The 25,859-nt window shown below is 34.7% G+C and carries 24 protein-coding genes; 8 read left to right on the top strand and 16 right to left on the bottom strand.

The window, feature by feature from the left end; translation table 11 throughout:
- The first annotated feature begins 28 nt into the window (after positions 1 to 28).
- The 8 genes from ABD011_RS05700 (at position 29) to ABD011_RS05665 (ending at position 10,390) form a co-directional block, all read left to right on the top strand.
- Positions 29 to 1,582, top strand: coding sequence for a DUF5123 domain-containing protein (locus ABD011_RS05700; RefSeq protein ID WP_343796516.1), 1,554 nt, complete (start codon positions 29 to 31; stop codon positions 1,580 to 1,582).
- A gap of 105 nt (positions 1,583 to 1,687) precedes the next feature.
- Positions 1,688 to 3,004, top strand: a complete 1,317-nt coding sequence (locus ABD011_RS05695; RefSeq protein WP_343796514.1) for a pectate lyase family protein — start codon at positions 1,688 to 1,690, stop codon at positions 3,002 to 3,004.
- Positions 3,005 to 3,014: 10 nt separating this feature from the next.
- Positions 3,015 to 4,451 carry a glycoside hydrolase family 28 protein gene (locus ABD011_RS05690; protein ID WP_425545549.1) on the top strand — a complete coding sequence of 479 codons (1,437 nt, stop codon included), beginning with the start codon at positions 3,015 to 3,017 and terminating at the stop codon, positions 4,449 to 4,451.
- 10 nt (positions 4,452 to 4,461) lie between these two features.
- Positions 4,462 to 5,472 carry a DUF4861 family protein gene (locus ABD011_RS05685; RefSeq protein WP_343796510.1) on the top strand — a complete coding sequence of 337 codons (1,011 nt, stop codon included), beginning with the start codon at positions 4,462 to 4,464 and terminating at the stop codon, positions 5,470 to 5,472.
- Between the two features lie 11 nt (positions 5,473 to 5,483).
- Positions 5,484 to 6,728, top strand: coding sequence for a glycoside hydrolase family 88/105 protein (locus tag ABD011_RS05680; protein WP_343796508.1), 1,245 nt, complete (start codon positions 5,484 to 5,486; stop codon positions 6,726 to 6,728).
- Between the two features lie 5 nt (positions 6,729 to 6,733).
- Positions 6,734 to 8,350 carry a glycoside hydrolase family 43 protein gene (locus ABD011_RS05675; protein WP_343796506.1) on the top strand — a complete coding sequence of 539 codons (1,617 nt, stop codon included), beginning with the start codon at positions 6,734 to 6,736 and terminating at the stop codon, positions 8,348 to 8,350.
- A 47-nt stretch (positions 8,351 to 8,397) separates the two neighbouring features.
- On the top strand, positions 8,398 to 9,306 hold the full coding sequence (locus tag ABD011_RS05670; protein ID WP_343796504.1) for an alpha/beta hydrolase: 909 nt from the start codon (positions 8,398 to 8,400) through the stop codon (positions 9,304 to 9,306).
- Between the two features lie 61 nt (positions 9,307 to 9,367).
- Positions 9,368 to 10,390: a LacI family DNA-binding transcriptional regulator gene (locus ABD011_RS05665; protein WP_343796502.1), complete on the top strand. Its 1,023-nt coding sequence runs from the start codon at positions 9,368 to 9,370 to the stop codon at positions 10,388 to 10,390.
- 7 nt (positions 10,391 to 10,397) lie between these two features.
- Here ABD011_RS05665 and ABD011_RS05660 read toward each other — a convergent pair whose 3' ends face one another.
- The 16 genes from ABD011_RS05660 to ABD011_RS05585 form a co-directional block, all read right to left on the bottom strand.
- Positions 10,398 to 12,011 carry a UxaA family hydrolase gene (locus ABD011_RS05660; protein WP_343796500.1) on the bottom strand — a complete coding sequence of 538 codons (1,614 nt, stop codon included), beginning with the start codon at positions 12,009 to 12,011 and terminating at the stop codon, positions 10,398 to 10,400.
- Between the two features lie 20 nt (positions 12,012 to 12,031).
- The gene (locus ABD011_RS05655; protein ID WP_343796498.1) at positions 12,032 to 13,495 is read right to left on the bottom strand and encodes a tagaturonate reductase; all 1,464 of its coding nucleotides are present in this window, start codon (positions 13,493 to 13,495) and stop codon (positions 12,032 to 12,034) included.
- An 11-nt stretch (positions 13,496 to 13,506) separates the two neighbouring features.
- Positions 13,507 to 14,802 (bottom strand): TRAP transporter large permease, encoded by a 1,296-nt coding sequence (locus ABD011_RS05650; protein WP_131505833.1) that lies wholly within the window; start codon positions 14,800 to 14,802, stop codon positions 13,507 to 13,509.
- A gap of 2 nt (positions 14,803 to 14,804) precedes the next feature.
- Positions 14,805 to 15,266, bottom strand: coding sequence for a TRAP transporter small permease (locus tag ABD011_RS05645; RefSeq protein WP_131505834.1), 462 nt, complete (start codon positions 15,264 to 15,266; stop codon positions 14,805 to 14,807).
- Position 15,267: 1 nt separating this feature from the next.
- Positions 15,268 to 16,248, bottom strand: coding sequence for a TRAP transporter substrate-binding protein (locus tag ABD011_RS05640; RefSeq protein WP_343796494.1), 981 nt, complete (start codon positions 16,246 to 16,248; stop codon positions 15,268 to 15,270).
- Positions 16,249 to 16,250: 2 nt separating this feature from the next.
- The gene (locus ABD011_RS05635; RefSeq protein WP_131505836.1) at positions 16,251 to 16,922 is read right to left on the bottom strand and encodes a bifunctional 4-hydroxy-2-oxoglutarate aldolase/2-dehydro-3-deoxy-phosphogluconate aldolase; all 672 of its coding nucleotides are present in this window, start codon (positions 16,920 to 16,922) and stop codon (positions 16,251 to 16,253) included.
- A gap of 2 nt (positions 16,923 to 16,924) precedes the next feature.
- Positions 16,925 to 17,428, bottom strand: coding sequence for a LacI family DNA-binding transcriptional regulator (locus ABD011_RS05630; RefSeq protein WP_343796492.1), 504 nt, complete (start codon positions 17,426 to 17,428; stop codon positions 16,925 to 16,927).
- 3 nt (positions 17,429 to 17,431) lie between these two features.
- Complete coding sequence (locus tag ABD011_RS05625; RefSeq protein ID WP_343796490.1) at positions 17,432 to 18,454, bottom strand: PfkB family carbohydrate kinase; 1,023 nt, start codon at positions 18,452 to 18,454, stop codon at positions 17,432 to 17,434.
- Between the two features lie 3 nt (positions 18,455 to 18,457).
- The gene (uxaC, locus tag ABD011_RS05620) at positions 18,458 to 19,858 is read right to left on the bottom strand and encodes a glucuronate isomerase (RefSeq protein ID WP_343796488.1); all 1,401 of its coding nucleotides are present in this window, start codon (positions 19,856 to 19,858) and stop codon (positions 18,458 to 18,460) included.
- Between the two features lie 11 nt (positions 19,859 to 19,869).
- Positions 19,870 to 20,625 (bottom strand): SDR family NAD(P)-dependent oxidoreductase, encoded by a 756-nt coding sequence (locus ABD011_RS05615; protein ID WP_343796486.1) that lies wholly within the window; start codon positions 20,623 to 20,625, stop codon positions 19,870 to 19,872.
- Between the two features lie 10 nt (positions 20,626 to 20,635).
- The gene (gene kduI / locus ABD011_RS05610) at positions 20,636 to 21,475 is read right to left on the bottom strand and encodes a 5-dehydro-4-deoxy-D-glucuronate isomerase (protein ID WP_343796484.1); all 840 of its coding nucleotides are present in this window, start codon (positions 21,473 to 21,475) and stop codon (positions 20,636 to 20,638) included.
- A 172-nt stretch (positions 21,476 to 21,647) separates the two neighbouring features.
- Complete coding sequence (locus ABD011_RS05605; RefSeq protein WP_343796482.1) at positions 21,648 to 23,666, bottom strand: protein-disulfide reductase DsbD family protein; 2,019 nt, start codon at positions 23,664 to 23,666, stop codon at positions 21,648 to 21,650.
- Between the two features lie 195 nt (positions 23,667 to 23,861).
- On the bottom strand, positions 23,862 to 24,260 hold the full coding sequence (locus tag ABD011_RS05600; protein ID WP_343796480.1) for a rhodanese-like domain-containing protein: 399 nt from the start codon (positions 24,258 to 24,260) through the stop codon (positions 23,862 to 23,864).
- 18 nt (positions 24,261 to 24,278) lie between these two features.
- Complete coding sequence (locus tag ABD011_RS05595; protein WP_134198752.1) at positions 24,279 to 24,587, bottom strand: rhodanese-like domain-containing protein; 309 nt, start codon at positions 24,585 to 24,587, stop codon at positions 24,279 to 24,281.
- Positions 24,588 to 24,695: 108 nt separating this feature from the next.
- Complete coding sequence (locus ABD011_RS05590) at positions 24,696 to 25,307, bottom strand: thioredoxin family protein (RefSeq protein WP_131505844.1); 612 nt, start codon at positions 25,305 to 25,307, stop codon at positions 24,696 to 24,698.
- Between the two features lie 11 nt (positions 25,308 to 25,318).
- Positions 25,319 to 25,840, bottom strand: coding sequence for a TlpA family protein disulfide reductase (locus ABD011_RS05585; RefSeq protein ID WP_343796476.1), 522 nt, complete (start codon positions 25,838 to 25,840; stop codon positions 25,319 to 25,321).
- Positions 25,841 to 25,859: the final 19 nt, after the last annotated feature.

The raw sequence follows: 25,859 nt of genomic DNA, 5'->3' as shown, positions 1-25,859 counted from the left end.
AAACTATAAAAAGAAGCATAAAGTTATTATGAAAACAAAACATACACTAAAAGCAATTGCAATAGTACTGGGCTTATTATTTTCCTTTTCTAGTTGCGATAAAAAAGATGAACTAATAGAAGAACTACAAATTGACAGAGAGTTTGCTACAGTTGACCTTACTTCTATAATTAGAACGCAAACAACAGTTGAGCTTAATTGGAATGTAGATAAAAATGTAGAAATGTACTTAGCTGAGTTTAGTGAAGATGAACAATTCTCTACACTAGTAGCTTCAGTTGATGTCGCATCCAATGAAGTACCTGTTCAAGTAGAGCTAAATGGAGAAACTCTTTACTACATAAGAGTTAAAGCAATAAGCTCAAGAGGTCTTCAAGATTCTAACTATGCTTATGTTACTGCTCAAACTTTAACTGAACAATTATTTTTACCTGAAGAACCAGGAGATATATTAGCAACCGAAGCAACTCTTAGATGGGTAGCAAATAGTACAGTTACTGAAATTGCACTAAATCCAGGAAACATTGTGCATACTATAACTCCTGAAGAAAGAGCAGCTGGAATTGCTGTTGTAGCAGGTTTAACCGGAGAAACAGAATACACTGCACAATTATTGAACAACACAACTATAAGAGGTGTTACAACTTTTACTACTGGAATTGATATTGGAGATGGTGTTTTAGTAACACCTGAAGACGACTTATTTCAAATGATTGCCGATGCAGAAGCTGGCGCTGTGTTAGTATTAGACGCAGGAGATTACACTGATCAAACTGGAACAATAACCTTAGACAAGTCTATCACCATTAGAGGCCTATACAACTTTGACAAACCTTTATTAAAAGTTAGTTTTGCTATCGTTGGAGGCGCTACAGATGTTGGTTTAGTTGATTTAGACCTAACAGGAGATGTTGCATTAGAATTAACTGATGCTGTACGCTACACAGGTGCGGGTAATTTTGACTCTTTACTTGTAAGTGGTTGTAACATCCATGACTATAATAGATCATTCATTGCTGGAAATGAAACAGACGCTATTCTTCAATCATTAACAGTTGAAAACTGTATAGTAACTGATATTCTTACTAGCGGTGGAGATTTTATAGATTTTAGAAACTCTGACGTTTTAAATATAAATGTAAACACAAGCACCTTTGATAACTGTGCTCCTGGTAGAGACTTTTTTAGAATTGACAATTCAGGGTCATCAGCTGGAACAGGGTTAACTTGTAATATAACTTTAGAAAGCTGTACACTTTATGCTTGTTCAAATTCATCAAGCAGAAGATTATTCTATGTAAGATTTGATGCTAACGACATTACAAGTCAAAACAATTTAATTACTGATACTGAAATTGAAGGTTATTCTGACAATAACGCTACCGATGAGACTATTACTTTTCAGAATAACAACTATTTTAATGCACCAACTTTATATGATTCGTCAGTAACTCGTTATGACGATAGTACAACATACAACACATTGGATCCTGGATTTGTTGATGCCGAAAATGGCGATTTCACAGTTACAACGCAAACTGTTGTAGACAACAATGTAGGTGATCCACGATGGTTACAATAAAAAGCATACATTTGAATTAGTCATCAAGAGGAGGCGTGTTTAGATAGCATTCCTCCTTTTTACATTAAAAACAAACTTTGAGCTAATAATTCAGTAATTAAACTAATGTCTAAAGAAAAATACATCCTATTTATCATTATAACACTACTAGGCAGTTTTGTTTTTTGCCAACCTTTAGCTTTTCCTTCAGCTGAAGGTTTTGGTAAATTTACTACTGGTGGTAGAGGCGGATTTGTATATAAAGTTACCAATCTAAATGATGATGGCGAAGGCAGTTTAAGAAAAGGGATTTTAAAAAGTGGTGCTCGAATAATCGTTTTTGATGTATCGGGAACCATAGAACTCAAATCAAAATTAGACATAAACAAAGGAGATTTAACCATTTTAGGACAAACAGCTCCTGGTGATGGCATTACACTAAAAGGTTTTCCGGTAACCATCAAATCAAACAATGTCATTTTACGATATTTAAGATTTAGAATGGGAGACACAAATAAAATTGAAGGTGATGCATTGGGTTGTAGAAATACCGAAAACGTTATTATAGACCACTGCTCTATCAGCTGGGGAACAGATGAAAACGCTTCTTTTTACAATAACAAGAATTTCACACTGCAATGGTGTATCATTTCTGAAGCGCTCAACCAATCGGTTCATCATAAAGGTAAACATGGTTATGGAGGCATTTGGGGAGGAGTCAATGTGTCGTTTCATCACAATTTAATTGCAAGCAACAATAGCAGAAATCCGCGGTTTAGCGGTTCTTCTACCACAGAAAATTCTGAAAACGAATTTGTAGATTTTAGAAACAACGTCATTTACAATTGGGGAGATAACAGTATTTATGGAGGTGAAAAAGGCACTTATAATATTATCAATAATTATTACAAATCTGGACCTGCTACTAAAGAATCTAAAAAAAATCGCATCGTAAATCCTTCTGAACCTTATGGTAAATTTTATGTTAGTGGCAATTATGTTGAAGGTTTCGATACTATTTCCAAAAACAACTGGAAAGGTGGCATACAATGTGACAACCCTTTAGAAACAGTATTATACAGCCCAATCGACATTAAAGACAATATCATTACAACTAATGCTCAAACTGCTTACCAAACAGTTTTAGATCATGCTGGAGCAAGCAAAAACAGAGATGCTGTTGATATTCGTATTGTAAACAATGTCATTAAAGGTAAAACGGATTATAAAAAAGGAATTATCGACTCGCAAGACGATGTTGGCGGATGGCCAACTTTAAAAACTGAACATCCTGAAAAAGACTCAGATAATGATGGTATTCCTAACAAATGGGAAAGACAGCACAAATTAGATTGCATGAAAGCTGATGCTTCTCTATTTACACTAGATAAAAATTATTCAAATATTGAACTATATAGCTTTTCAATATTAAACAACAACTAATATAAATTACATGAAAAAGACACCTACAAACTTTGTAAAACTCACCCTCTTGAGTCTATGCTTAACTTTACTTGCGTTTAGCTGCAAAGAAAAAGCAGAAGAAAAAAAAGAAGATGCAACACCTGATCATTTTGAAGCAGCAGATGCTATCATAAAAAGTATCATTGTGCCTCAATTTCCTGATAAAACTTTTAACATTACTGATTTTGGTGCAGTTTCAGATGGAACAACAAACAATAGTGAAGCCATTAAAAAAGCTATCGATAGCTGTCACAATTCTGGCGGTGGAAAAGTGATTATTCCATCTGGAAAATTTCTTACTGGACCAATTTATATTAAAAGCAATGTGAATTTACATTTAGAAGAAGGTGCTGAAGTGCTGTTTTCAACCAACACAAAAGAGTATTTACCAGTGGTTCATACTTCATACGAAGGTCAAGAATTGATGAACTACTCACCTCTTATTTATGCTTACAAAGAAAAAAATATTGCTGTAACCGGAAAAGGCACATTCAACGGTCAAGCTAGTAATGACAATTGGTGGGCTTGGTGTGGTAAAGATGTTTATGGTTATACCGAAGGTGAACCACGTCAACAAGACGAACACAACTTACCACGTTTATGGGAAATGTCAGACAACAACATTCCTGTTTCTGAACGTGTATTTGGAGAAGGCTACCAATTGCGTCCACAATTCATGCAGCCTTTTGAATGCGAAAACATTTTAATTCAAGGTGTCACATTTACCAATGCACCTTTTTGGGTGGTTCACCCAATCAAATCCAATCACGTTACTGTGGATGGTATCACTGTAAAAAGTCATGGACCAAACAACGATGGTTGCGATCCTGAATATGCAAAAAATGTACTTATCAAAAATTGTGTGTTTGACACAGGAGACGATTGTATTGCTATAAAATCTGGTAGAAATAATGATGGTCGACAAGTAAATATTCCAAGTGAAAACATCGTGGTTGAAAATTGCGATATGAAAGATGGCCATGGTGGTGTTGTTATGGGAAGTGAAATTTCAGCTGGAGTAAGAAATGTGTATGTTAGAAACTGTAAAATGGATAGTCCCGAACTTGATAGAGCCATCAGAATAAAGACCAATACGCTTCGTGGTGGTTTTGTGGAAAATGTTTACGTTAAAAACGTTCAGGTTGGTCAGGTTAAGGAAGCGGTTCTAAAAATAAACACGTACTACGGCACATATGCTAACCAAGAAGGTGTTTACATGCCTACCATTAAAAACATTCACCTTGAAAACATTACTGTTGAAAACGGTGGAAAATATGGTGTACTCATAAAAGGTCGTCCTGAAAGTTTTGTAAAGAATGTCACACTTACAAATGTTCACATTAAAGGTGCTAAAACGGATTTGTCTGTAGAAAATTCTGAACCTATAACATTTGAAAACACAACCATTAACGGTAAAACGTATTAAAACCTACACAATGAAAAAATCGATATTAGCACTAGGCATCGCATTAAGCTTGATGGCATGTAAGGACAAAACTGAAAGTAAGGAAACTCCTAGTTACGATGGTGTTGAAACTCAAGAAACAGCACAACAAACTTATGCCGAAATCTCCGTAGCGGAAGGTGGCGAATGGATTGATGGTCCTAGAGGTCATGAAGAATATGCTAATGGCACATCCTTTAAAAATGTCAATTCATTACAACTACCAAAACAACATACCGATCACACGTGGTTTATTCGCTATGAAGGACCAGGTTGGGAAAACAGTCAGGTTGGTTACCGTTTGTATCTCGACTGGAGGAATGCGATTGATATCTTCGGAAAGAAGGTAGATTCAATGGTGCTGCCTCAAGTTGGTCAAGACGGATTTGATTCATATCATGAGCCTTCAGCTTGGGGACAAGATATTCTGAAAGCAGGAAAATCTATGGGAATTGGAGGTTATGGACGCGTGGTTTCAGATACCATTGTGCATTTTCAAGAGGTGGAGAACACAGTAGCCAAAATTGAAAATACTTCCGAAAGTTCTTCAGTCAACATTACATACACAGGTTGGAAATCTAGTTCTGATGTAATTGATTTGAATTCTAAATTAACCATTTATCCTCACGACAGATTCACCAAAGCTGAGTTAAGTCCGTCAAAAGCTATTGAAGGTCTTTGTACAGGAATTGTAAACCATGATGTAGAATTTTTCAAAAAGGAAGGACAACAATGGGCTTATATTGCTACCTACGGAACGCAAACACTTGCAAGTCCTCCAGACAATTTAGGGATGGCTTTATTCTACAAAAAAGATAAAGTCGCTAATCAAACTACTGGTAAAGATGATCATTTGGTCGTTTTCAAACCAACAACCGAAACCCTTACCTACTACTTCTTGGCAGCTTGGGAACAAGAACTTAATGGCATCACCAATCAAGAAGATTTCATAAAAGACATGGACCAAAAACTTGAACAGTTAGACCGTTCAAACGCCTTATAAAACATAACATCATGACTCTAAAAAAAACCTTTTTTTCATTAACCATTGCAACTTGTTTGGTAAGCTTCAGCTGTAAAGACAAAAGCAATACAACTGAAACAACTTCAGAAAACACAACAACAGAACTTATAATTTCTGAAGACTTAAAGTGGTCTGAGCGCATGATGCTTTCAGAAATTGAACGTTTTCCAGATCCAACACTTCTAGATTTCAGGGAAAAACCTAAATGGAGCTACACACCAGGACTAGTCTTGAGCGCGTGCGCCAAACTTTATGAGCAAACCGAAAACCAAACATATTACGATTATGTTTATGCCTATGCAGATGCTATGATTGACAGCACAGGAACTATAAAAACCTATAAGTTGTCAAATCAAAATCTTGATATGATTAAATCTGGTGATGTGTTGCTATACCTCTATCCTAAAACAAAAGAAGAACGTTTCCTTACAGCAATGGAAACCTTAAACAGCCAAATGGAATCACAACCAAAAACATCTGATGGTGGTTATTGGCACAAGAAAATTTATCCGTATCAAATGTGGTTAGATGGTTTGTATATGGCTGAACCATTTCATACTGAATACGCAAGAGATTATGTTGAAGATGAAGCCACAAAACAAAAAATATATGACGATGTTGTCTTGCAATTTGATTTGATTCAAAAGCATAGTCGTGATGAAAAGAGTGGATTACTTTATCATGGTTGGGACGAAAGCAAAGAGCAACGTTGGGCTAATAAAGACACAGGTAACTCGCAACATTTTTGGTCTCGTGGCATGGGTTGGTATGGAATGGCAATGGTAGATGTTTTAGATGTTTTACCTGAAAATCATCCAGGAAGAGCACGAATTATTGAATACCTTAACCAATATGCTGAAGCTATAACCAAAGTGCAACACGACTCTGGATTATGGTATCAAGTATTAGATCAAGGCGACAGAAAAGGCAATTATCTTGAAGCTACAGGTACAGCGATGTTTACCTATACGTTTGCCAAAGGTGCCAACAAAGGCTATTTACCGAAAAGCTATCTTAATGTGGCCAAAAAAGGCTATAAAGGCTTAATCGACAATCTTATTTCTGTGGATGAAAAAGGTATTGTTAGTCTTAACAAATGTTGTGGTGTTGCTGGTTTAGGTGGTAATCCTTACAGAGATGGTTCTTTTGACTATTATGTAAACGAAATCATTCGTTCCAACGATCCAAAAGGTACTGGTCCATTTATTTTAGCGAGTTTGGAATTAAATCAATAATACCTATGAAATTTAGCCCTTTAGTACTTTTAATTTTTAGCATTCAACTATCTATTTCTCAAAACAATTCTGAGGTTTGGATTTCTGATAATGGTGATGGCACTTACACCAATCCTATTATTTATGCAGACTATTCAGATCCTGATGTTGTGAGAGTTGGTGATGATTATTACATGACAGCATCTAGCTTTAATGCTGTCCCAGGATTACCTATTTTACATTCAAAAGACATGGTAAATTGGAAAATAATTAATCATGCTCTACAAGAAATAGTTCCTGTTGATGTTTTTAATGTTCCTCAGCATGGAAATGGTGTTTGGGCTCCAAGTATAAGGTATCACAATAATGAATTTTATATTTATTGGGGAGATCCAGATTTTGGAATCTATATGGTAAAAACCAAAGACCCAAGTAAAGCTTGGGATAAACCAATATTGGTTATGGAAGGAAAAGGTTTAATCGATCCTTGTCCGCTTTGGGATGATAATGGTGACGCTTATCTTGTTCATGCTTACGCAGGAAGTAGAGCAGGTGTTAAAAGCTTGCTTTCAGTTAATAAAATGAATAGAGAAGGAACTCAAGTTATAGACAAAGGTGTTCATGTATTTGATGGTCACGAAAACCATGACACTGTTGAAGGCCCAAAATTTTATAAACGAAATGGTTATTATTACATTTTTGCTCCTGCTGGTGGAGTAGCTACTGGTTGGCAACTTATTTTACGTTCAAAAAGCATTTATGGTCCATACGAAGAAAAAGTAGTTTTAGAGCAAGGAAGCACAATCATAAACGGACCTCATCAAGGTGCTTGGGTAGATACACCTAATGGAGAATCTTGGTTTTATCATTTTCAGGATGTGGAAGCCTATGGTAGAATTGTGCATTTACAGCCAATGAGTTGGAAAGACAACTGGCCTATTATGGGAAAAGATATTGATGGTAACGGAATTGGAGAACCTATTACTAAAAATAAAAAACCAAATATTGAACAATCCTATCCAATTGTAACACCTCAAGAAACTGATAATTTTGAAGGTGATAAGATTGGTTTACAGTGGCAATGGAATGCAAATCCTAATGTTTTATGGCACGCAAAATTGAGAAGTAAAAATCACTTAAGATTGTTTTCAATAAAACCTCCTGAGAACCTTCCTAATTTGTGGTTAGTTCCTAATTTATTATTACAAAAATTTCCTGCTCCAAGTTTTTCAGTAAGTACCAAAATCTCTCTCTTTCCTGAAGAAGCTAAAAAAGGTAAAATCGCTGGTTTAATTGTTATGGGAACCGATTATGCAACTTTAAGCATTTCGCATGATGAAAACGGATTCTATTTGAATCAAACTGAAGCGTTAAAAGCCATTGATGGTAGTCCTGAAGTTGTTAACGAATCAGTAAAACTTAAATCAAATTCAGCTTACTTTAAAGTTGAAGTGTCGTCTCCAAACGCTATGTGTCAGTTTTTATATTCCGAAAATGGAAAAAAATTCAAAAAAATTGGAAACCCATTTAAAGCCAAAGAAGGAAAATGGATTGGTGCTAAAGTAGGTTTATTTTCAATAAGTACTCAAGAAGCAAAACGTGGTGGTTATGCTGATGTGGAATTTTTTAGAATAACAAAATGATAGTTCCTAAAAGACACATACTTAGTTTCACTTTTCTTTTGTTACTAATGTTTAGTTCTTATTCTCAAGACAACAAACAAGAGTTTAAGCCCTATACCATTGAAACCACTTATAAAAAATTAAAAAAATATTATCCTGATGTTTCTCCAATTGAACCAATAGTTTCAGATAAAATAAAAGCTGAAACAAATGTAGTTTACAAAACTATTAATGGTTCTCAACTAAAAGTCGACATCTACTCACCTAATACTGATGAAACTCAAACTTATCCGGCTGTCTTACTTATTCATGGTGGTGGTTGGTTAACCGGAAGCAAAGAAAACCAGCAAGTGATGGCTCAACATTTAGCTTTAAAAAATTATGTAGCCATTACAGTATCCTATAGATTAGGATTGGAAGCACCTTATCCTGCAGCAGTTTTAGATTTGAAAGATGCTATATTATGGATACGCAAAAACGCAAAAACCTACAATATAGAACCAAACAATATAGCTGTTTTAGGAACTTCGGCAGGAGCGCAATTAGCGACTTTAATTGGAGTAGCTCCAAAGAATGATACTTTTGGAGATACTTCAGAGATTTCAAAAAGTGTAAAAGCCATTATAAATATTGATGGTATTGTGTCTTTCATTCATCCAGAGGCTTCCGCAGAAGGCAAAATGGCAAGTATATGGTTAAATGGCACTAAATCAGAAAACTTTAAAAACTGGAAAGAAGCATCTCCACTAGAGTATGTTAATGCTTCCACTCCACCTACTCTATTTATAAACAGTTCACAAGAACGATTTCACGCTGGACGTGATGATATGATTTTATTACTAGACAAATACAAAATTTATAGCGAAACCCACACTTTAGAAGATAGTCCTCACTCATTCTGGTTACTACATCCATGGTTTGAAACCACATTGAATCATACTGTTAATTTTTTAAATGAAATAATGCTATCCAATTAAAATAGAATGAAATTTTACAAATAGTGTATTTTTGCCATAATTCTGACTTTAATTATTTTCAATGAAGAAAAAGACAACCATATATGACATTGCAAAAAAGCTAAACCTAACAGCTGCAACCGTTTCAAGAGCTCTAAACAACAATGAGAAGATAAGCGAAAACACACGTAAGCTAGTACAGGAAACTGCCTTAGAAATGAACTACGAGCAAAACACGCTCGCTAGAGCTTTAAAAAGTGGTAAAAGTTACAATGTTGGCGTTATCGTACCACGTATGGATAGTAACTTTTTTGCTTCAGTAATTAGAGGTATTGAAGAAGAGCTTTATCCTAAAGGATACCATGTTATTATTTGTCAAACCCATGATCAAGAAAATTTAGAAACTGGTAACATAAACTCATTGTTAAATGCTCAGGTTGATGGTATATTAATGTCAATTTCAAACTCTAAAACCAAAAATCAAATATTTAATAGTTTATCACGTAAGCGCGTTCCTTTAATTTTCTTTGATAGAAAAAAAGACATAAGCGGAGTAAGCTCTGTAACTATTGATGACTTTAATGGTGCTTATGAAGCTACCAAACATTTAATTGAACAAGGCTGCAAGCGAATAGCTCACTTATCTAATGATAGGTCTTTAGAAATCTTTAAAAATCGTTATTTAGGCTATAAACAAGCTATTTTAGACCATGGTCTTGAGCTTGACGAAAGTTTAGTTATTGAAACCCATAGTAAAGTTGAAGAAGGAAGAAAAACAGCAAAAGCTTTACTTAGCATGGAAAGACCTCCTGATGCTATTTTTTCTTCCAGTGATTTTACCGCTTTAGGTGCCATTCAAGAAATAAAAGCTCAAGGCCTAAAAATACCAGAAGATATTTGTGTAGTAGGATTTAGTAACGAACCGTTTACACGTTTTATGGAATTGTCAATTACTTCTGTTGATCAGTCGCCAATTGAAATGGGTAGAATGACCGCTCAAGTGTTTCTTGAGGAAGTTAATAACGGAAAAAACGTTAAAATGGAGAAACAAATCGTACTTACTCCTGAACTCATCGTGAGAAAATCATCCTTAAAAAAGCAGTAATACCTTTTTACAATGACACGCCTCGTTTCCAAGGAATAAAATCATCTTGATTTAAAATACTTGCTTTAGACTTTATGGTACCACTTGCGACATCAACTATGTATTGAAGCATTGTTTCTGCCATTTCTTCTATGGTCTTTTCGCCTTTAATAACGTCTCCTGTATCTACATCAATGATATCGCTCATTTTTGCTGCTAACTCCGAGTTTGAAGATACTTTTATCACTGGTGTAATTGGGTTTCCGGTTGGTGTTCCCAAACCTGTAGTAAACAACACAATGTTTGCTCCAGAACCTACCATAGCTGTTGTACTTTCTACATCATTTCCTGGCGTACACAATAAGTTAAGACCTGGATTTGTTACATATTCGCCATAATCCAATACATCTACAACTGGTGATGTACCACCTTTTTTGGCTGCTCCAGCAGATTTCATTGCATCTGTAATCAATCCGTCTTTGATGTTTCCTGGTGATGGGTTCATATCAAAACCAGAACCAGCATCTACAACAGATTTTTCAAAGGCTTGCATCAAGCTTAAAAACTTATTCGCCTTGTCTTCTTCTACACATCTATTTACCAACTCCTGCTCTACACCACAAAGCTCTGGGAATTCAGCTAAAATTGCCGTTCCTCCAAGTGCAACTAACATATCCGAAGTATAACCCAAAGTTGGGTTTGCTGAAATCCCTGAAAATCCATCAGAACCACCACATTCTAAACCTACTTTAAGCTTCGACAAAGGTGCTGGTTGACGTTGAATATTATTCGCTTCCTTAATGGCTTCAAACGAATTTTTTATAATCGCTGTTAGCATTTCATCAACAGTTCCCATTTGTTGTTGCTCGTACATCAACACTGGTTTTTTGTTGTTTGGACTAATCGCTTCTAATGCTTTATTGAAAATATCAATTTGAAGATTTTGACAACCCAAACTCAACACGGTTGCTCCTGCTACATTAGGGTTTTTCACATAACCAGCCAATAAACGTGCTAGACTTTCAGAATCTTGACGAATACCACCACAACCTCCAGGATGTGTAATGAACTTTACTTCAATATTATCAAAAACATTCGTGGTTTGCTCTGGTTCAACTGCTGTAGTTCCGTTATCTTCATTTACCAACGAACGCAATAACATTCTGTGGCTATTAGATTTTTGAGTCAGAAGTTCTTTTTCAAAAATATCTTTTAGTAGTTCAATATTTCTGTTTTCGCAGAATACCAAAGGAAAAAACAACCAAACATTGGCTGTACCAACTTGTCCATCTTCTCTATGGTAACCCATAAATGTTTTGTCTTTCCACTTGTCTACATTAGGAACAGACCAACCAATGGTATCGGTTTTTTGAGTGACTTTTGCACTTTGATGTTTTACATTTTCAGTGGTAAGCACATCCCCTTTTGCTATAGCTTCACTCGCTTTTCCTACTAGAACTCCGTACATCATAATGCGATCTCCAGCTCCAAAATCATTCATCGCGATTTTATGCTTCGCCTTAACATCTGAAATCACTTTGATATCTTGACCTTCAAATGCTATAACGTCTCCAGCTTTTAGATTGACCAAAGCCACTGCTACATTATCTGTTGGATGTACTTTTATTAACTTCTTCTGCATCACCTCTCGGTTTATTAATCTTATAATTTATTCTTGAAATTTTTCAAACCTTGCTCAACGCCATTAGCTTCAATTTCTTCTAATGCCAATGCAATGGCATCTACAAGGTTGTTTACTTTTGTAAGGTCTTCGTCCCAAAACGTCGTGTTTTGTAATGCTGCTGTAGCAACAGCTTTGTAATCATCAGTTGACCAAATTGATTTGAAAGCGTTTACAATATCTTCGCTATCCTTTATAGGCAATGCTTCGCCATTCCATTCGCCTTTATAAAAACGAATTAAACACGCAAAAGCAAAAGTTAAATGCGCTGGTAACTTTTGAAATTTCTCGTTGTATTCCAATAAACTTGGTAATACTCTTACTTTAAATTTTGAAATAGAATTTAAAGCGATATCAGCTAACTTATGCTTGATGAATGGGTTTCTGAAACGGTCTAGGATTTCTTCAGCAAAACTGTCTAATTCTGCTTTATCCATTGGTAACACGTGATTGATTTCATCAAAAATGGCACTGTTTACAAAAGCTCCTGTAAATTCATTATCAACAGTTTCTTTTACCGTTTCATTTCCGTAAAGCAATGAAAATGGTACCATTGAGGTATGCGCACCATTTAAAATACGTACTTTTCTGGTACGATATGGTTGCATATCTGCAACAATTTTTACGTCTAAATTGGTTTTATCGAAAGGTAATTTAGCTTTTAAATCATCGCCTCCTTCAATAACCCAAAGTAAAAATGCTTCAGCTGAAACAATTAAATTGTCTTTATAATCTAACTGCGCATTGTACTCTTCAATTTGGTCTTTTGGATAACCAGGAACAATGCGATCTACCAAAGTATTATGAAATGAACAGTCTTGCGTTAACCAGGTTTTGAACTCGTCTTCAAGCTTCCAATCTGAACAATATTTTAAAATTATTTCTTTTAAAGTATCAGAATTATAATTGATTAACTCGCACGGAATAATCGTCAATGCTTTGTCTGAAGCACCATTGAAATGCTTGAAACGCTCATACAATAACACGGTAAGTTTCGCCGGAAATGAACTTGGTGGTTGCATTTCTAAAGTATCACTTTCTACATAAGCGATACCAGCTTCGGTTGTGTTAGATATAATAAATTGTAACTCTTCTTCTTTCGCAAGGTCTAAATACTGTTGAAAATCGGCATACGGATTTACACCTTTCACAATATTTGTGATGAGTTCTTTCGTCTGAATTTCTTCACCTTTTTGAATCCCTTTTAAGAACAATGTATATAATCCGTCTTGGTCATTCAACATATCAACCATACCTCTATCAATAGGTTGCACCACAGCAACACCAGCATTGAAATTAGCGTTTTGATTTAATTTTTGAAATGCATACTCAACAAAGGCTCTTAAAAAATTACCTTCTCCAAATTGCACAACCTTGATTGGATTCTTTTTTGATAAACCAAGGTGCTCTCTATTTAATACGTTTAGTTCTTTTAGTTCTGACATAACTTATTTAATTAAAGTCCAAATATTTTAGGTAACCAAAGGGTTAACTGTGGGAAATATGTAACCAAAAACAAGGCTACAATCATTGCTAAAAACAATGGTAGTAATGGTTTCATTACTTTTTGAATTGTTGTTTGCGCTACTCCAACACCAACAAAGAGGACGGATCCAACTGGTGGCGTACAGAGTCCGATACATAAATTAAGTACCATGATGATACCAAACTGCACAGGATCCATACCTAAACCTGTTACTACAGGTAAAAATATTGGAGTAAAAATCAATACAGCTGGCGTCATATCCATGAAAATTCCAACGAATAATAAAATTAAATTGATGATTAAAAGTATTACTACTGGGTTGTCACTTATCGCTAATAACGTTGAGCTTATATTCTGTGGAATATTTTCATAAGACATCACCCAAGACATACTCATAGACGCTCCAATAAGTAACATTACAACTGCTGTTGTTGCTGAAGAGTCTAATAAAATTTCTGGTAATGATTTTATATTGATTTCTTTGTAAGCAAACCCTAAAATAAGCGTATAAAGCACTGCAATTGCCGACGCTTCTGTTGCTGTAAAAATTCCTGTGACAATACCACCAATAACAATAACTAGTAAAAACAAGCTTGGTAAAGCATCAACAAACGTTTTAAAAACCTCTTTTAATGAACTACGTTTTCCTAGTTTATACTTTTTCTTTTTAGCCCAAAATGAAGCAACAAGCATTAAGAATAAACCTGTTAAAATTCCAGGAATATAACCTGCTAAAAACAGAGCTGCAATAGAAACGCCACCACTTGCTAATGAATATACAATCAACACATTACTCGGCGGAATAATTAATCCTGTTGTGGCAGATGTAATATTTACAGCAGCGCCAAATTCTTTAGAATAACCTTCTTTTTCCATTTCTGGACCAAGAATACTTCCCATTGCAGAAGCTGATGCCATTGCAGAACCAGCAATTGCTCCCATCAACATAGCGCCAATAACGTTAATTAATGCTAAACCTCCTGGTAATGCTCCTACTAGTGTTTTTGCAAATGCAATGAGCCTATGCGCAATACCTCCTTTATTCATGAGCTGTCCGGAAAGAATAAAAAACGGAATTGCTAAAAGCGCAAAACTGTCTAATCCTGTTCCCATACGTTGAGAAACCGTTGTAAACGCAGGCATTGCAGGAATACTAACTAACATGGTTAATACAGATGAAATAGAAATACTCCAAGCCACAGGTGTTCCTATTGACAATAAGCCAATAAAACTAATTACTAAAACTAAAATAGGTATATAATCCATGGCTATTTAATATTTTTAATATCTGAAATTTTGTAAAAAATGATTAGTAATCCGCTTAATGGAATAGCTAAATACACCAATGCTAATGGTATTTGTAATGCAGGTGAATGCTGATCTAATACATAAGTGATATACACTAATCGTAATCCTCCAACAACCATTGCAAATAAGGCAAATGAAATAATTAAAATGTAAACGATTAGCTTAAGTTTTTTTTGTGTTTTATTGCTTGAACGAAGCGGAAGCACATCTATAGCAACATGCATATTTCTTCCTGAAACATAAGCTGCTCCAAGTATTCCTAACCAAATCATTAAATAACGTGCTAACTCATCAGTAAATGAACTTGGCGTACCCACAACAAACCTTGTAAATACTTGCCAAATTACATTTACCACCATAACTCCCATAATGACAATGAGAATATTTCCTAAAACTTTATCTATTTTTTCTCTCAAAGTCATATTACTGGGTGTTTTTTATTCTGTCTATTAAACTTTTCATGTCGGCATCTTGACCATAATGTTCGTACACTTCCTCAACCTCTTTAGAAAACAATGTTTTATCAGGTCTTATCACAGTAACTCCAGCAGCTTCTACGGCATCTAAAGCTTCTTTTTCTGCATCTGCCCATAAAGTACGTTGATAGGTTACCGATTTATCTACAGCTTCTTGTAACCACGTTCTTTCTTGTTCAGATAAATCATTCCAAATATGTGTTCCTATAATCAATACATCAGGTAAGGATGTATGCTCATCTAAAGAATAGTATTTACAAACCTCATAGTGTCTTGACAGATAAAAACTAGGCGGATTATTTTCAGCTCCATCAACTACACCTTGTTGTAAAGATGTATAAAGTTCTCCCCAAGAAATTGGTGTTGCCGAACCTCCAAGACTTTTTACCATATCCATAGCAGTAACACTTTCCATTACTCTAATTTTAAGCCCTTTTAAGTCTTCTGGAGAATTCACAGGCTTGTCTTTTGTATAAAAACTTCTACTACCTGCATCGTAATAACCCATACCTTTTATCCAATACTTGGTGCCTTCATCTAGCAATTCTTTTCCAACAGGACCATCTAAAACATTAAATAAATGCTGTTTATCTCTAAACAAAAATGGCAATCCGAAAACTTTAGTTCTTGGCGCAAAATTTTCCATCACACCAACAGATACTTTAGTCATATCTAAACTTCCTATTTGAAGTAATTCTATACATTCACGTTCAGTACCTAATTGCTGACTTGGGTATATTTCCAACTGCATTTTCCCGTCAGAAATTTTGGCTAAATCTTCACCCATCTTAACCATAGCTTTATGCACAGAATGATTAACATCTAAACTATGTGCTAACTTTATAGTGCGTGTATCGCTAATGGTATTACAGCTTGAGTAAAGCGCAAAAACCATAACATAAGTAAGTACTGTAAAAAGTCGTTTCATAGTTATTGTGTTTTTATAGTCTTAATTATATCCAATGCATTTTTAACATTGGTTTCAAGCGCTTTAAAATCGTTATTTGCGATAATTTCTTTTGAAATTAGCTTTGATCCCATACCTACGCAAGTTACACCTGCTTCAAACCAAGCTTTTAAATTTTCTTCGGTTGGTGCTACGCCTCCAGTTGGCATAATAGATGTCCATGGTTGTGGTCCTTTGATTCCTTTTACAAACTTTGGCCCATAAACATCACCAGGAAATAATTTTACAACCTCACAACCTAACTCTTCTGCTTTAGCTATTTCAGTAAGCGAGCCACATCCAGGAGACCATAATACTTTACGTCTATTACAAACAACAGCAATATCTTCTCGAAGTACAGGCGTTACAATAAAGTTAGCGCCTAATTGCATGTATAATGACGCTGAAGCAGCGTCTGTAACAGATCCTACACCTAAAATCATTCCTGGTAGTTCTGCAATAGCGTATTTATTTAGTTCGCCAAAAACTTCGTGAGCAAAATCTCCTCTTGAAACAAACTCCATTAACCTTGCTCCACCATCATAACAGGCTTTTAACACCTGCTTACAAACAGCAATATCAGCATTGTAAAACAAGGGAACTAACCCTGTTTCTTTCATAGTTTTTGCAACGTCTATTCTTGTATATTGTGCCATAATTATATGCGCTCTAATAATGTTTTAAAACTGTTTACTGAAAGTTGAATTAACTCTTGTGCAGATTGCTCTTTTGTAATTTGAACAAAGGCAATAGGCATTACAGTAAACTTATTCTTTTTTATATTGTTATTTGCTGAAAGTACAATGGCTGCATCAATACTACCATCGTTTATTTCATCTAGATATGTATCTTCTTTTGAAGTATCATCAAACGACTGAAAAAGCATAACGCGATAACCAGCCTTTGATACCGTTTTTTGAATTTCGTATAACGTATCGCTATACCATTTATCATTTACTTGCGGCAATATTACAGCCACAATATTTGATTTGCTTTTTCTTAAAGCAATGGCATTTTTATTAGGAACATAGTTGTTTTTTAAAGCAATATCTTGAATCAGTTTTTTGGTTTCAACATTGATATCAAACCTATCGTTTAAGGCTTTTGAAACCGTAGAGGTTGAAAACCCTGTAATGTGCGATATTTGCTTTAAAGTCATCATATACTATCTTGAAACTTTTCCGGTAGCGTTTCCGTTTACCATATTTTCTACTTCTTGTACAGACACTAAATTATAATCGCCAGAAATGGTATGCTTTAAGCAGCAAGCTGCCACAGCAAAATCTAATGCTTTTTGTGTATCAGACTTATATTTTAATAGTCCGTAAATTAATCCACCCATAAAGGCATCGCCACTTCCTACTCTATCAACCACAGGCGTTACTTCTTTTACTGCGGCATGATACAAGCCTTTTCCGTCAAACAAAACACCACCAATACGTTGATGAGAAGCACTCACAGAATAACGCAAAGTTGTTGCTACGGTTTTTAGGTTTGGACAGATTTCAAATATTTTTTCATACAATACAGGAAGCGAAGCTTCGTCTTGATAGTTTGGAGACACCTTATCTTTGCCTAACATAAAGTAAGCAGTATCTATATCTCCCAAAATGATATGACTGTATTTTAAAAGCTCTGGCATAACGTCTTTAGGTTGCTTACCATATTGCCAAAGTTTTGCTCTGTAGTTTAAATCACACGAAATGGTTAATCCCATTTTATGAGCTGTTTTTACAGCATCTAAACATGCCTCTGCAGCACTTTCTGAAATTGCTGGTGTAATACCGCTCCAATGAAACCAAGTTGCATCTTTAAGTATCTCTTCCCAATTAAAATCGTCTTTACTTGCGGTTGCAATAGCACTATTAGCTCTATCATAAACCACATTACTACCACGAGTTCCTGCACCTGTTTCTAGGAAATAAATACCTAAACGATCGCCTCCTAAAACAACATTATCGGAACCTACATTAAGCTTTCGCATTTCTTTAAGTGTGCAAGCTCCTATTTCGTTATCAGGAATTCGTGAAACAAATTCTGAAGAAATTCCATAGTTCGCTAAAGACACTGCTACATTAAACTCGCCACCACCATAAGAAGCCGCAAAGAATTTCGCTTGCGAAAACCTCAAATGTCTTTCGGTAGACAATCGTAACATTATTTCTCCAAATGCAACTACTTTATTCATCTACTAAAAATTAAAATATGCTTTAGCGTTGAAATAACTGATGTCTGAAACGATTTTACCAATCCATTCCAGCTCTTCTTTTGGCAACTCACCACGTTGAATTTCGTCTCCTAAAAGATTACAAAGCAAACGTCTGAAATATTCGTGTCTTGGGAATGATAAAAAGCTACGCGAATCGGTAAGCATACCAATAAAACAGCTAATTAACCCCATATTAGACAAGGCATTCATTTGCTTGGTCATACCATCTTTTTGGTCTAAAAACCACCAACCAGAACCAAACTGAACTTTTCCTTTTACACTACCATCGTTAAAGTTACCAATCATGGTCGCCATAACTTCGTTGTCAGCAGGATTTAAGTTATAAATTATGGTTTTTGTAAGTTTATCTTTTCCGTCTAACGCGTTTAAAAATGCAGATAATTTTTCAGCTTGCGGATAATCTCCAATAGAATCCCAACCTGTATCTGGCCCAAGAATACTATGCATACGCGCATTGTTATTTCTTAATGCACCTAAATGAAATTGTTGTACCCAACCAAATTCATGATACGTTTCCGACAGGTATAAAAGAATAGCTGTTTCAAACTTAAGCACCTCATCTTTTGTTAATGTATCTCCTGCTCTTTTCTTCTTGAAAATCGTTTCAACTTCATTATCTGTATAACCAACAAAAGAAATTTGATTTAAACCATGATCACACAATCTACATCCATTATTATGGAAGTATTCAATTCTACTGCGTAGTGCGTCTTTTAAATCTTGATAATTAGAAATCTCTTTATCGGCTGCTTTTCCAAGCGCATCCATATAATCGTTATAACCATCATTTGCTATTAAAATAGCTTTGTCTGGTCTAAACGCTGTGCTTACTTTAATTTCGAAATCGCTTTTAGCAAGTGCTTGGTGATGTTCAAGTGTATCAATTGGGTCTTCGGTGGTACAAACCAATTCGGCATTAACCTTACGAAGTAAATTTCTACAACTGTAATCTGAAGAACTTAACTGCTCTGAAGTAGATTCAAAAATGCGTTCTGCAGATTTTTCATTTAATAAATCCTGAACATTAAAATAGCGTGCTAATTCTAAATGCGTCCAATGATACAAAGGGTTACGCATTGTGTAAGGAACTGTTTTTGCCCATTGCATAAACTTTTCCTTCTCTGATGCGTCACCTGTTATAAATTGCTCATTGATTCCTAAAGTTCGCATAGCACGCCATTTGTAATGATCGCCATTAATCCATACGTTAGTTAGATTATTGTAAACTTTATCTTCTAAAATCTCCTGCGGAGGCAAGTGATTATGGTAATCTATTATAGGTTGATTTTTTGCATAATTATGATATAACTCTTCAGCATATTTGTTTTCCAGCAAAAAATTATCGTGTATAAACTGTTTCATTCTTTCTTAATTTATCTTCCCATCCAACCGCCATCTACGGTTAAAATAGAACCACTCATGTAGTCACTTGCTTCTGAAGCCAGAAAAACTATAGGTCCTTTAAAATCTTTTGGTGTTCCCCATCTACCTGCAGGGATTCTTGCTAATATTGATTGACTTCTGTCTTCATCATTGCGCAATGCTTCGGTATTATCTGTTGCGATATAACCTGGCGCAATAGCATTAACCTGTACATTTTTTGAAGCCCATTCGTTAGAAAGCGCCATCGTTAACTGACCAATAGCACCTTTTGAAGCTGCATAACCCGGAACTGTAATTCCGCCTTGGAAAGTCAGTAATGATGCTGTAAAAATGATTTTACCAGAACCATTAGCAACCATGTCTTTTCCAATTTCTCGGCTTAATACAAATTGCGCGTTTAGGTTTACTTCTATCACTTTATCCCAATATTCATCAGGATGTTCGGCTGCCGGCTTTCTTAAAATAGTACCTGCGTTGTTAACTAAAATATCTATTTTAGAGTGGTCTGTTTTAACAGCCTTTATAAAGCTATATAATGAATCTCTACTTGAAAAATCGCATTGATATGCTGTGAACTTTCTACCTAACTCTTCAACACGTTGTCCTATTGCAGAGCCTTCTTTTTCCAGAGATGCTGACACACCAATAATATCTGCTCCAGCTTCTGCTAATGCTTCTGCCATAGCAAAGCCAATACCTCTTTTACAGCCAGTAACGAGTGCTGTTTTTCCGGTTAAATCGAACATAATTTTATGCTTATCTTAATTCGTTGATTTTACAAACATCCATATCTCCATAGTCTAGATTTTCACCTGCCATTCCCCAAATAAAAGAATAGCTAGCTGTACCAGAACCAGAGTGAATAGACCAAGGTGGTGAGATTACAGCTTCTTCATTACCCATCCAGATATGTCTTGTTTCTTGAGGCTCACCCATAAAATGACTTACCGCCTGATCTTCTGGAACTTCAAAATAGAAATACACTTCCATTCTACGATCGTGCACGTGAGCAGGCATAGTATTCCAACTACTACCTGTTTTTATGGTTGTCATTCCCATTTGCAATTGGCATACATCAACAACACTATTTACGATGTATTTTCTAAGTGTTCTGGCATTAGCTGTTTCTGCAGAACCTAATTCTATAACCTCAACATCGTTAGTTCCAATTTTTTTATTTGGAAATTTTTTGTGAGCAGGTGTAGAGTTTAAATAAAATTTTGCTGGATTACTTCCATCTTTACTAGAAAACTGAACTTCCTTGTTACCTTGACCAAGATATAAAGCTTCTTTATGGTCTATATCGTATGTAGTACCATCAACAACTATTACTCCTGAACCTCCAACATTAATAATTCCCAATTCTCTTCTTTCTAGGAAATAAGATGACTTTAAAGGATCGATAGTTTCTAATTGTACTTTTTCGTTAACAGGAACAACTCCTGCTACCATATACCTATCGTAATGAGAATACACCCATTCCAATTTATCAGTTTTCATTACATTTTCAATCAAGAATTCATCACGCAATTCTTGAGTGTCATATTTTTTTACAGCTTGTGGGCTTGAAGCGTATCTTGTATCGTATTTTGACATAATTAATTTTTAATTGTAATCGATTACACAAATATAGAATAATTTATTTTAAAAACTAAAATTATCTTAGATTCTAATAAAAAATCATCAAAAAAGAATACTGATTTTTAATGAAATCGTAAACCTTTATAGTAAAAACCAAAAAAACCGCTTAAATAAGCGGTTTTTATTATTATTTAAAATTATCTAATCCTGCTTTTAACCAATTGTAATATTCATCAACATTGGGAGTGTAACCCACAGGGTCAATAAGGTTTTCTTCATCATGACCCATCAACACATAAAAAGGCTGTGTATTGGTTTTATACTTTATGGTTTGGAACTCGCTCCATTTTTGCCCAATATATTTGAGTTTTTTACCAGGTCTTAATTGTGATTCTACGACTTCATCTTCAGGTAAAGGACGTTTATCATCAACATACAAGGATATAAGAACAATGTCATTTTTTAAAACATTTAGCACTTTATCTTTTACCCATACATTTTGTTCCATTTTTCGACAATTTACACAAGCCCAACCTGTAAAGTCAATCATTACTGGTTTCCCTACTTTTTTTGCATAGGCTAAGCCTTTGTCATAATCATTGAATGCTAATATTTGATGTGGAGCCAATAAATGTGCACCTTCAGGCAAGTCGTTATGATCACTTGATATTGCTGCTCCTCCAGTTTTAGAGTTACCAACTCCATAAGGTGACTCGCTATAATCTAATGGAGGCGGAAACGCACTTATTAAATTAAGTGGTGCTCCCCAAAGTCCTGGTATCATATAAATTGTAAACGACAATGTTACTAAACCTAGACAAAGTCTACCAACTGAAATATATTTTAAAGGTGAGTCATGTGGCAATTGAATTTTTCCGAACAGGTACAGTGAAAGCGTCCCAAAGACAGCTATCCAAATAGCTATAAATACTTCGCGTTCTAACAAATGTAGTTGTAATACCAAATCGGCTTGTGATAAGAATTTAAATGCTAAGGCTAGCTCTAAGAATCCTAATACTACTTTTACAGTATTTAACCATCCTCCTGATTTTGGCAGAGAATTTAACCATCCTGGGAATGCAGCAAACAAAGCAAATGGTAATGCAATAGCTAATGAAAACCCTAACATCCCAATCACTGGAGCTAAACCTCCTTTAGAAGCTGCTTCAACCAATAATGTTCCTACAATTGGTCCTGTGCAAGAAAAAGACACAATTGCTAATGCTAAAGCCATAAAAAAGATACCTATTATACCTCCTTTATCTGCTTGTCTATCTACTTTATTTGCCCAAGAATTCGGTAACACAATTTCAAAAGCTCCTAAAAATGACAGTGCAAATACTATTAGTAATAAAAAGAAAATAACGTTAAACCATACATTAGTTGCTAGCGCATTTAAAGCATCAGCTCCAAAAATAGCTGTGATAATAGTTCCTAAAAGCACATAGATTACAACTATAGACAATCCATAAATTACTGCATTTCTAATTCCTTTAGACTTTGATTTGCTTTGTTTAATAAAGAAACTTACCGTCATTGGTATCATAGGGAACACACAAGGTGTTAATAATGCAAGGAAACCTGATAAAAACGCAACAATAAAAATTGTAAAAAGTCCTTTTTGCTCTTCATTTTCAGGTTTAGATGAAGTTTTAGAAATAGTGTTTTCTTGCTTTACTTCTTCTTTGTCTTTAGGTATTTCAAAAATATTTTGAACCGTCTCTTCTTTTCCACTATTACTAGAAACACTTTCTGAATTTGACAAGTTAAACTCTAAATCGACATAACTTGGTGGTAAACATCTAGCATCATCACACACCATAAACTCTACTTCTCCTTTTACGATAGAGAGTTCGTTATTTAAGACTTTAATACGTTGTTTAAACTCTGCTTTGTTTTCAAAAAATTTAATTTTCATTTCAAACACAGGATCATCAACAGTATGTCCTTCTTCTTCCTTAGTGTTTTCTAACAACTGAAAACCATCTTCTGTATAAGTAAATGTTGTTGGTATAGGACCATCATCTGGCACATTTTGGGAATATAAATGCCAACCTTTATCTATGGTGGCAATCGATACTAAATTATATTCGGTATCAGAAATTTTTTCAACTGAGGTTGACCATTTTACTGGTTCTAAAATTTGTGCTTGGGATGCAACAATAGGCATAATGAGCATCAAACAACTTAAAACGATGTTCTTCATTCTTTAAAAATTAGTCTAGTAGTTAGAATTAACAAATGTAACACTTGTGTTAGAATTATATTATAAAGCTTTCTTAAATCTGCTTAGTCGACGCTTCAATTTGATACTAACAAACCACTAACTGATAAAGACGTTAAAGTTTTACTAATAAAATTTAGATATAAAAAAACCGAACGTAATGTTCGGTTTGGTGAGTTAAGATTTGATTTCTACTTCGTAGCCTTCATGCTGCCATTTAGAAATGCCTCCATCGAGATCATATACTTTAACAAAGCCAGCTTCCTCCATTTTTTTTGCGCATTTTGCGCTTCTTCCTCCAGACTTACAATACAATATTACTGGTTTTGTTTTGTCTAGCTTTGTGATATCCTCATCAAAAGTTGGTGAGTTGTAATCTATATTTTGAGCAGTAGGTATGTTACCTTCTTTAAATTCTTCAGGTGTTCTAACATCTATTAATTGCACATCTTCTAATTCTAAAAGTGTTTGCATTTCTTCTGGTGACACCAGTTTAACATCGCTTTGCGAATCGTCTTTACAGCTTATTACTGTAAATGTTAACATTAAAGTCAACACAATTAATACCTGTTTCATTTTTAATACAATTTAAAGTTATACTATATCACCTTCCCACTCGGTAATACCTCCAACAAGATTATAAGCATTATCAAAACCTAATTGATTCATTATAGCACAAGCTTGACCACTTCTGTTTCCAGATCGACAATACACATAATAGTTCTTGGTTTTGTCAAGTTCTTCTACTTTTGAAATAAATTCTTGACCTCCATAAATATCAATATGCACTGCATTAGGTATTATACCTTCATCAACTTCGTCTTGTGTTCTAACGTCCAAAACCACAGCATTAGTATCTGCTGATAGTTGTTTTGCCCATTCTTCTTGTGTTAAATCTGCCATTTTTTAGTTTTTGATTATAACAAATTTAACTTTTCTTTATGATATAGACGAAAAAAAATCCAATCTGTTACAATTGGATTTTTAATTTAAGCTTTAAAATGTATTTATTTACACTTTAATTGAGCATCCTATGGCTCTTGTTTGTGTTTCTTTAATTTCTTTTCCTTTTAATAATGCATCAACAGCATTTTCAACGTAGGTAGTATTTACTTGACTTGCGTCTTTATAATTATCGTCAATAGCTCCAATGTACTTTACCTGATTCCCTTTTGCAGTTTTTTGTAGCACATATACATGTGGTGTTTTTGTTGCTCCATATTGAGGATAGATTTTTTGTCCTTCGTCAATTAAATAAGGAAATGTAAACCCTTTTGATTTTGCTCTGGCTTGCATAGCTTCCATATTATCTCCAGGTTTAACATCGGTATTATTTGGCATAATAGCTATAACAGGATAGCCTTTATCAGCATATTTTTTGTCTAATTCAATAATTCTGTCCTCGTAAGCAACAGCATAAGGGCAAGTATTGCATGTAAATATTACAATGAATCCTTTAGCATCTTTATAATCTGCTAAAGACACCATTTTACCATCAATATTTTCAAGTTTAAAATCTGTTGCAATGTCACCAACATGATAACCATGACCATCACCTACAGTTGTGAATGCTGAAAGTGATAACATAGCTACAAAAGCAAATACTAGTTTTAATGTTTTCATAGTGTTTTGTTTTAGTTTAAAAATTGTTTTAATTCGGTTTCTAGCTCGTCATAAGTAAACGATTTTTCGTAGAACTTACGTTTATTTTTATTAAAAATTACTGTAGCAGGAATTGCTCCTGACCAGCTTTCATCTACCTTAGGAATCCAAGAGTTAGCATCAGCATCGTCAAGCGCCACAACTTTAGATTGTAATTTCTTATCAACTATAAAAGGTTTAAGTTTTGATTCATATTTAGAAGGAAAATCTAAACTTATCAATATCACCTCAACATCTTTAGTTTTATATTCAGAATTTAATGTTTCAAAATAAGGCAACTCCTTAACGCAAGGTGCACACCATGTTGCCCAAAAGTTAACTACATAGGTTTTATCATCAGTAGCTGTTAGATATTTTTTTATACCATTAAAATCATGAACTTCTAACTCTAAGGTATTAGGAGTTTCAATTTGTGTTTCGGCAATAGCATCTTTTTTTTCCTCTTTACAGGAAAAACACAAGATCATTGTTAGTATTAACAGAGTATATTTCATATTATAAAAGTAAGCATAA

The organism is Gaetbulibacter jejuensis, from assembly GCF_039524015.1.
In the GTDB taxonomy this organism is placed as follows: Bacteria; Bacteroidota; Bacteroidia; order Flavobacteriales; family Flavobacteriaceae; genus Gaetbulibacter_B; species Gaetbulibacter_B jejuensis.
This window is presented reverse-complemented; position numbering and strand designations above follow the sequence as displayed.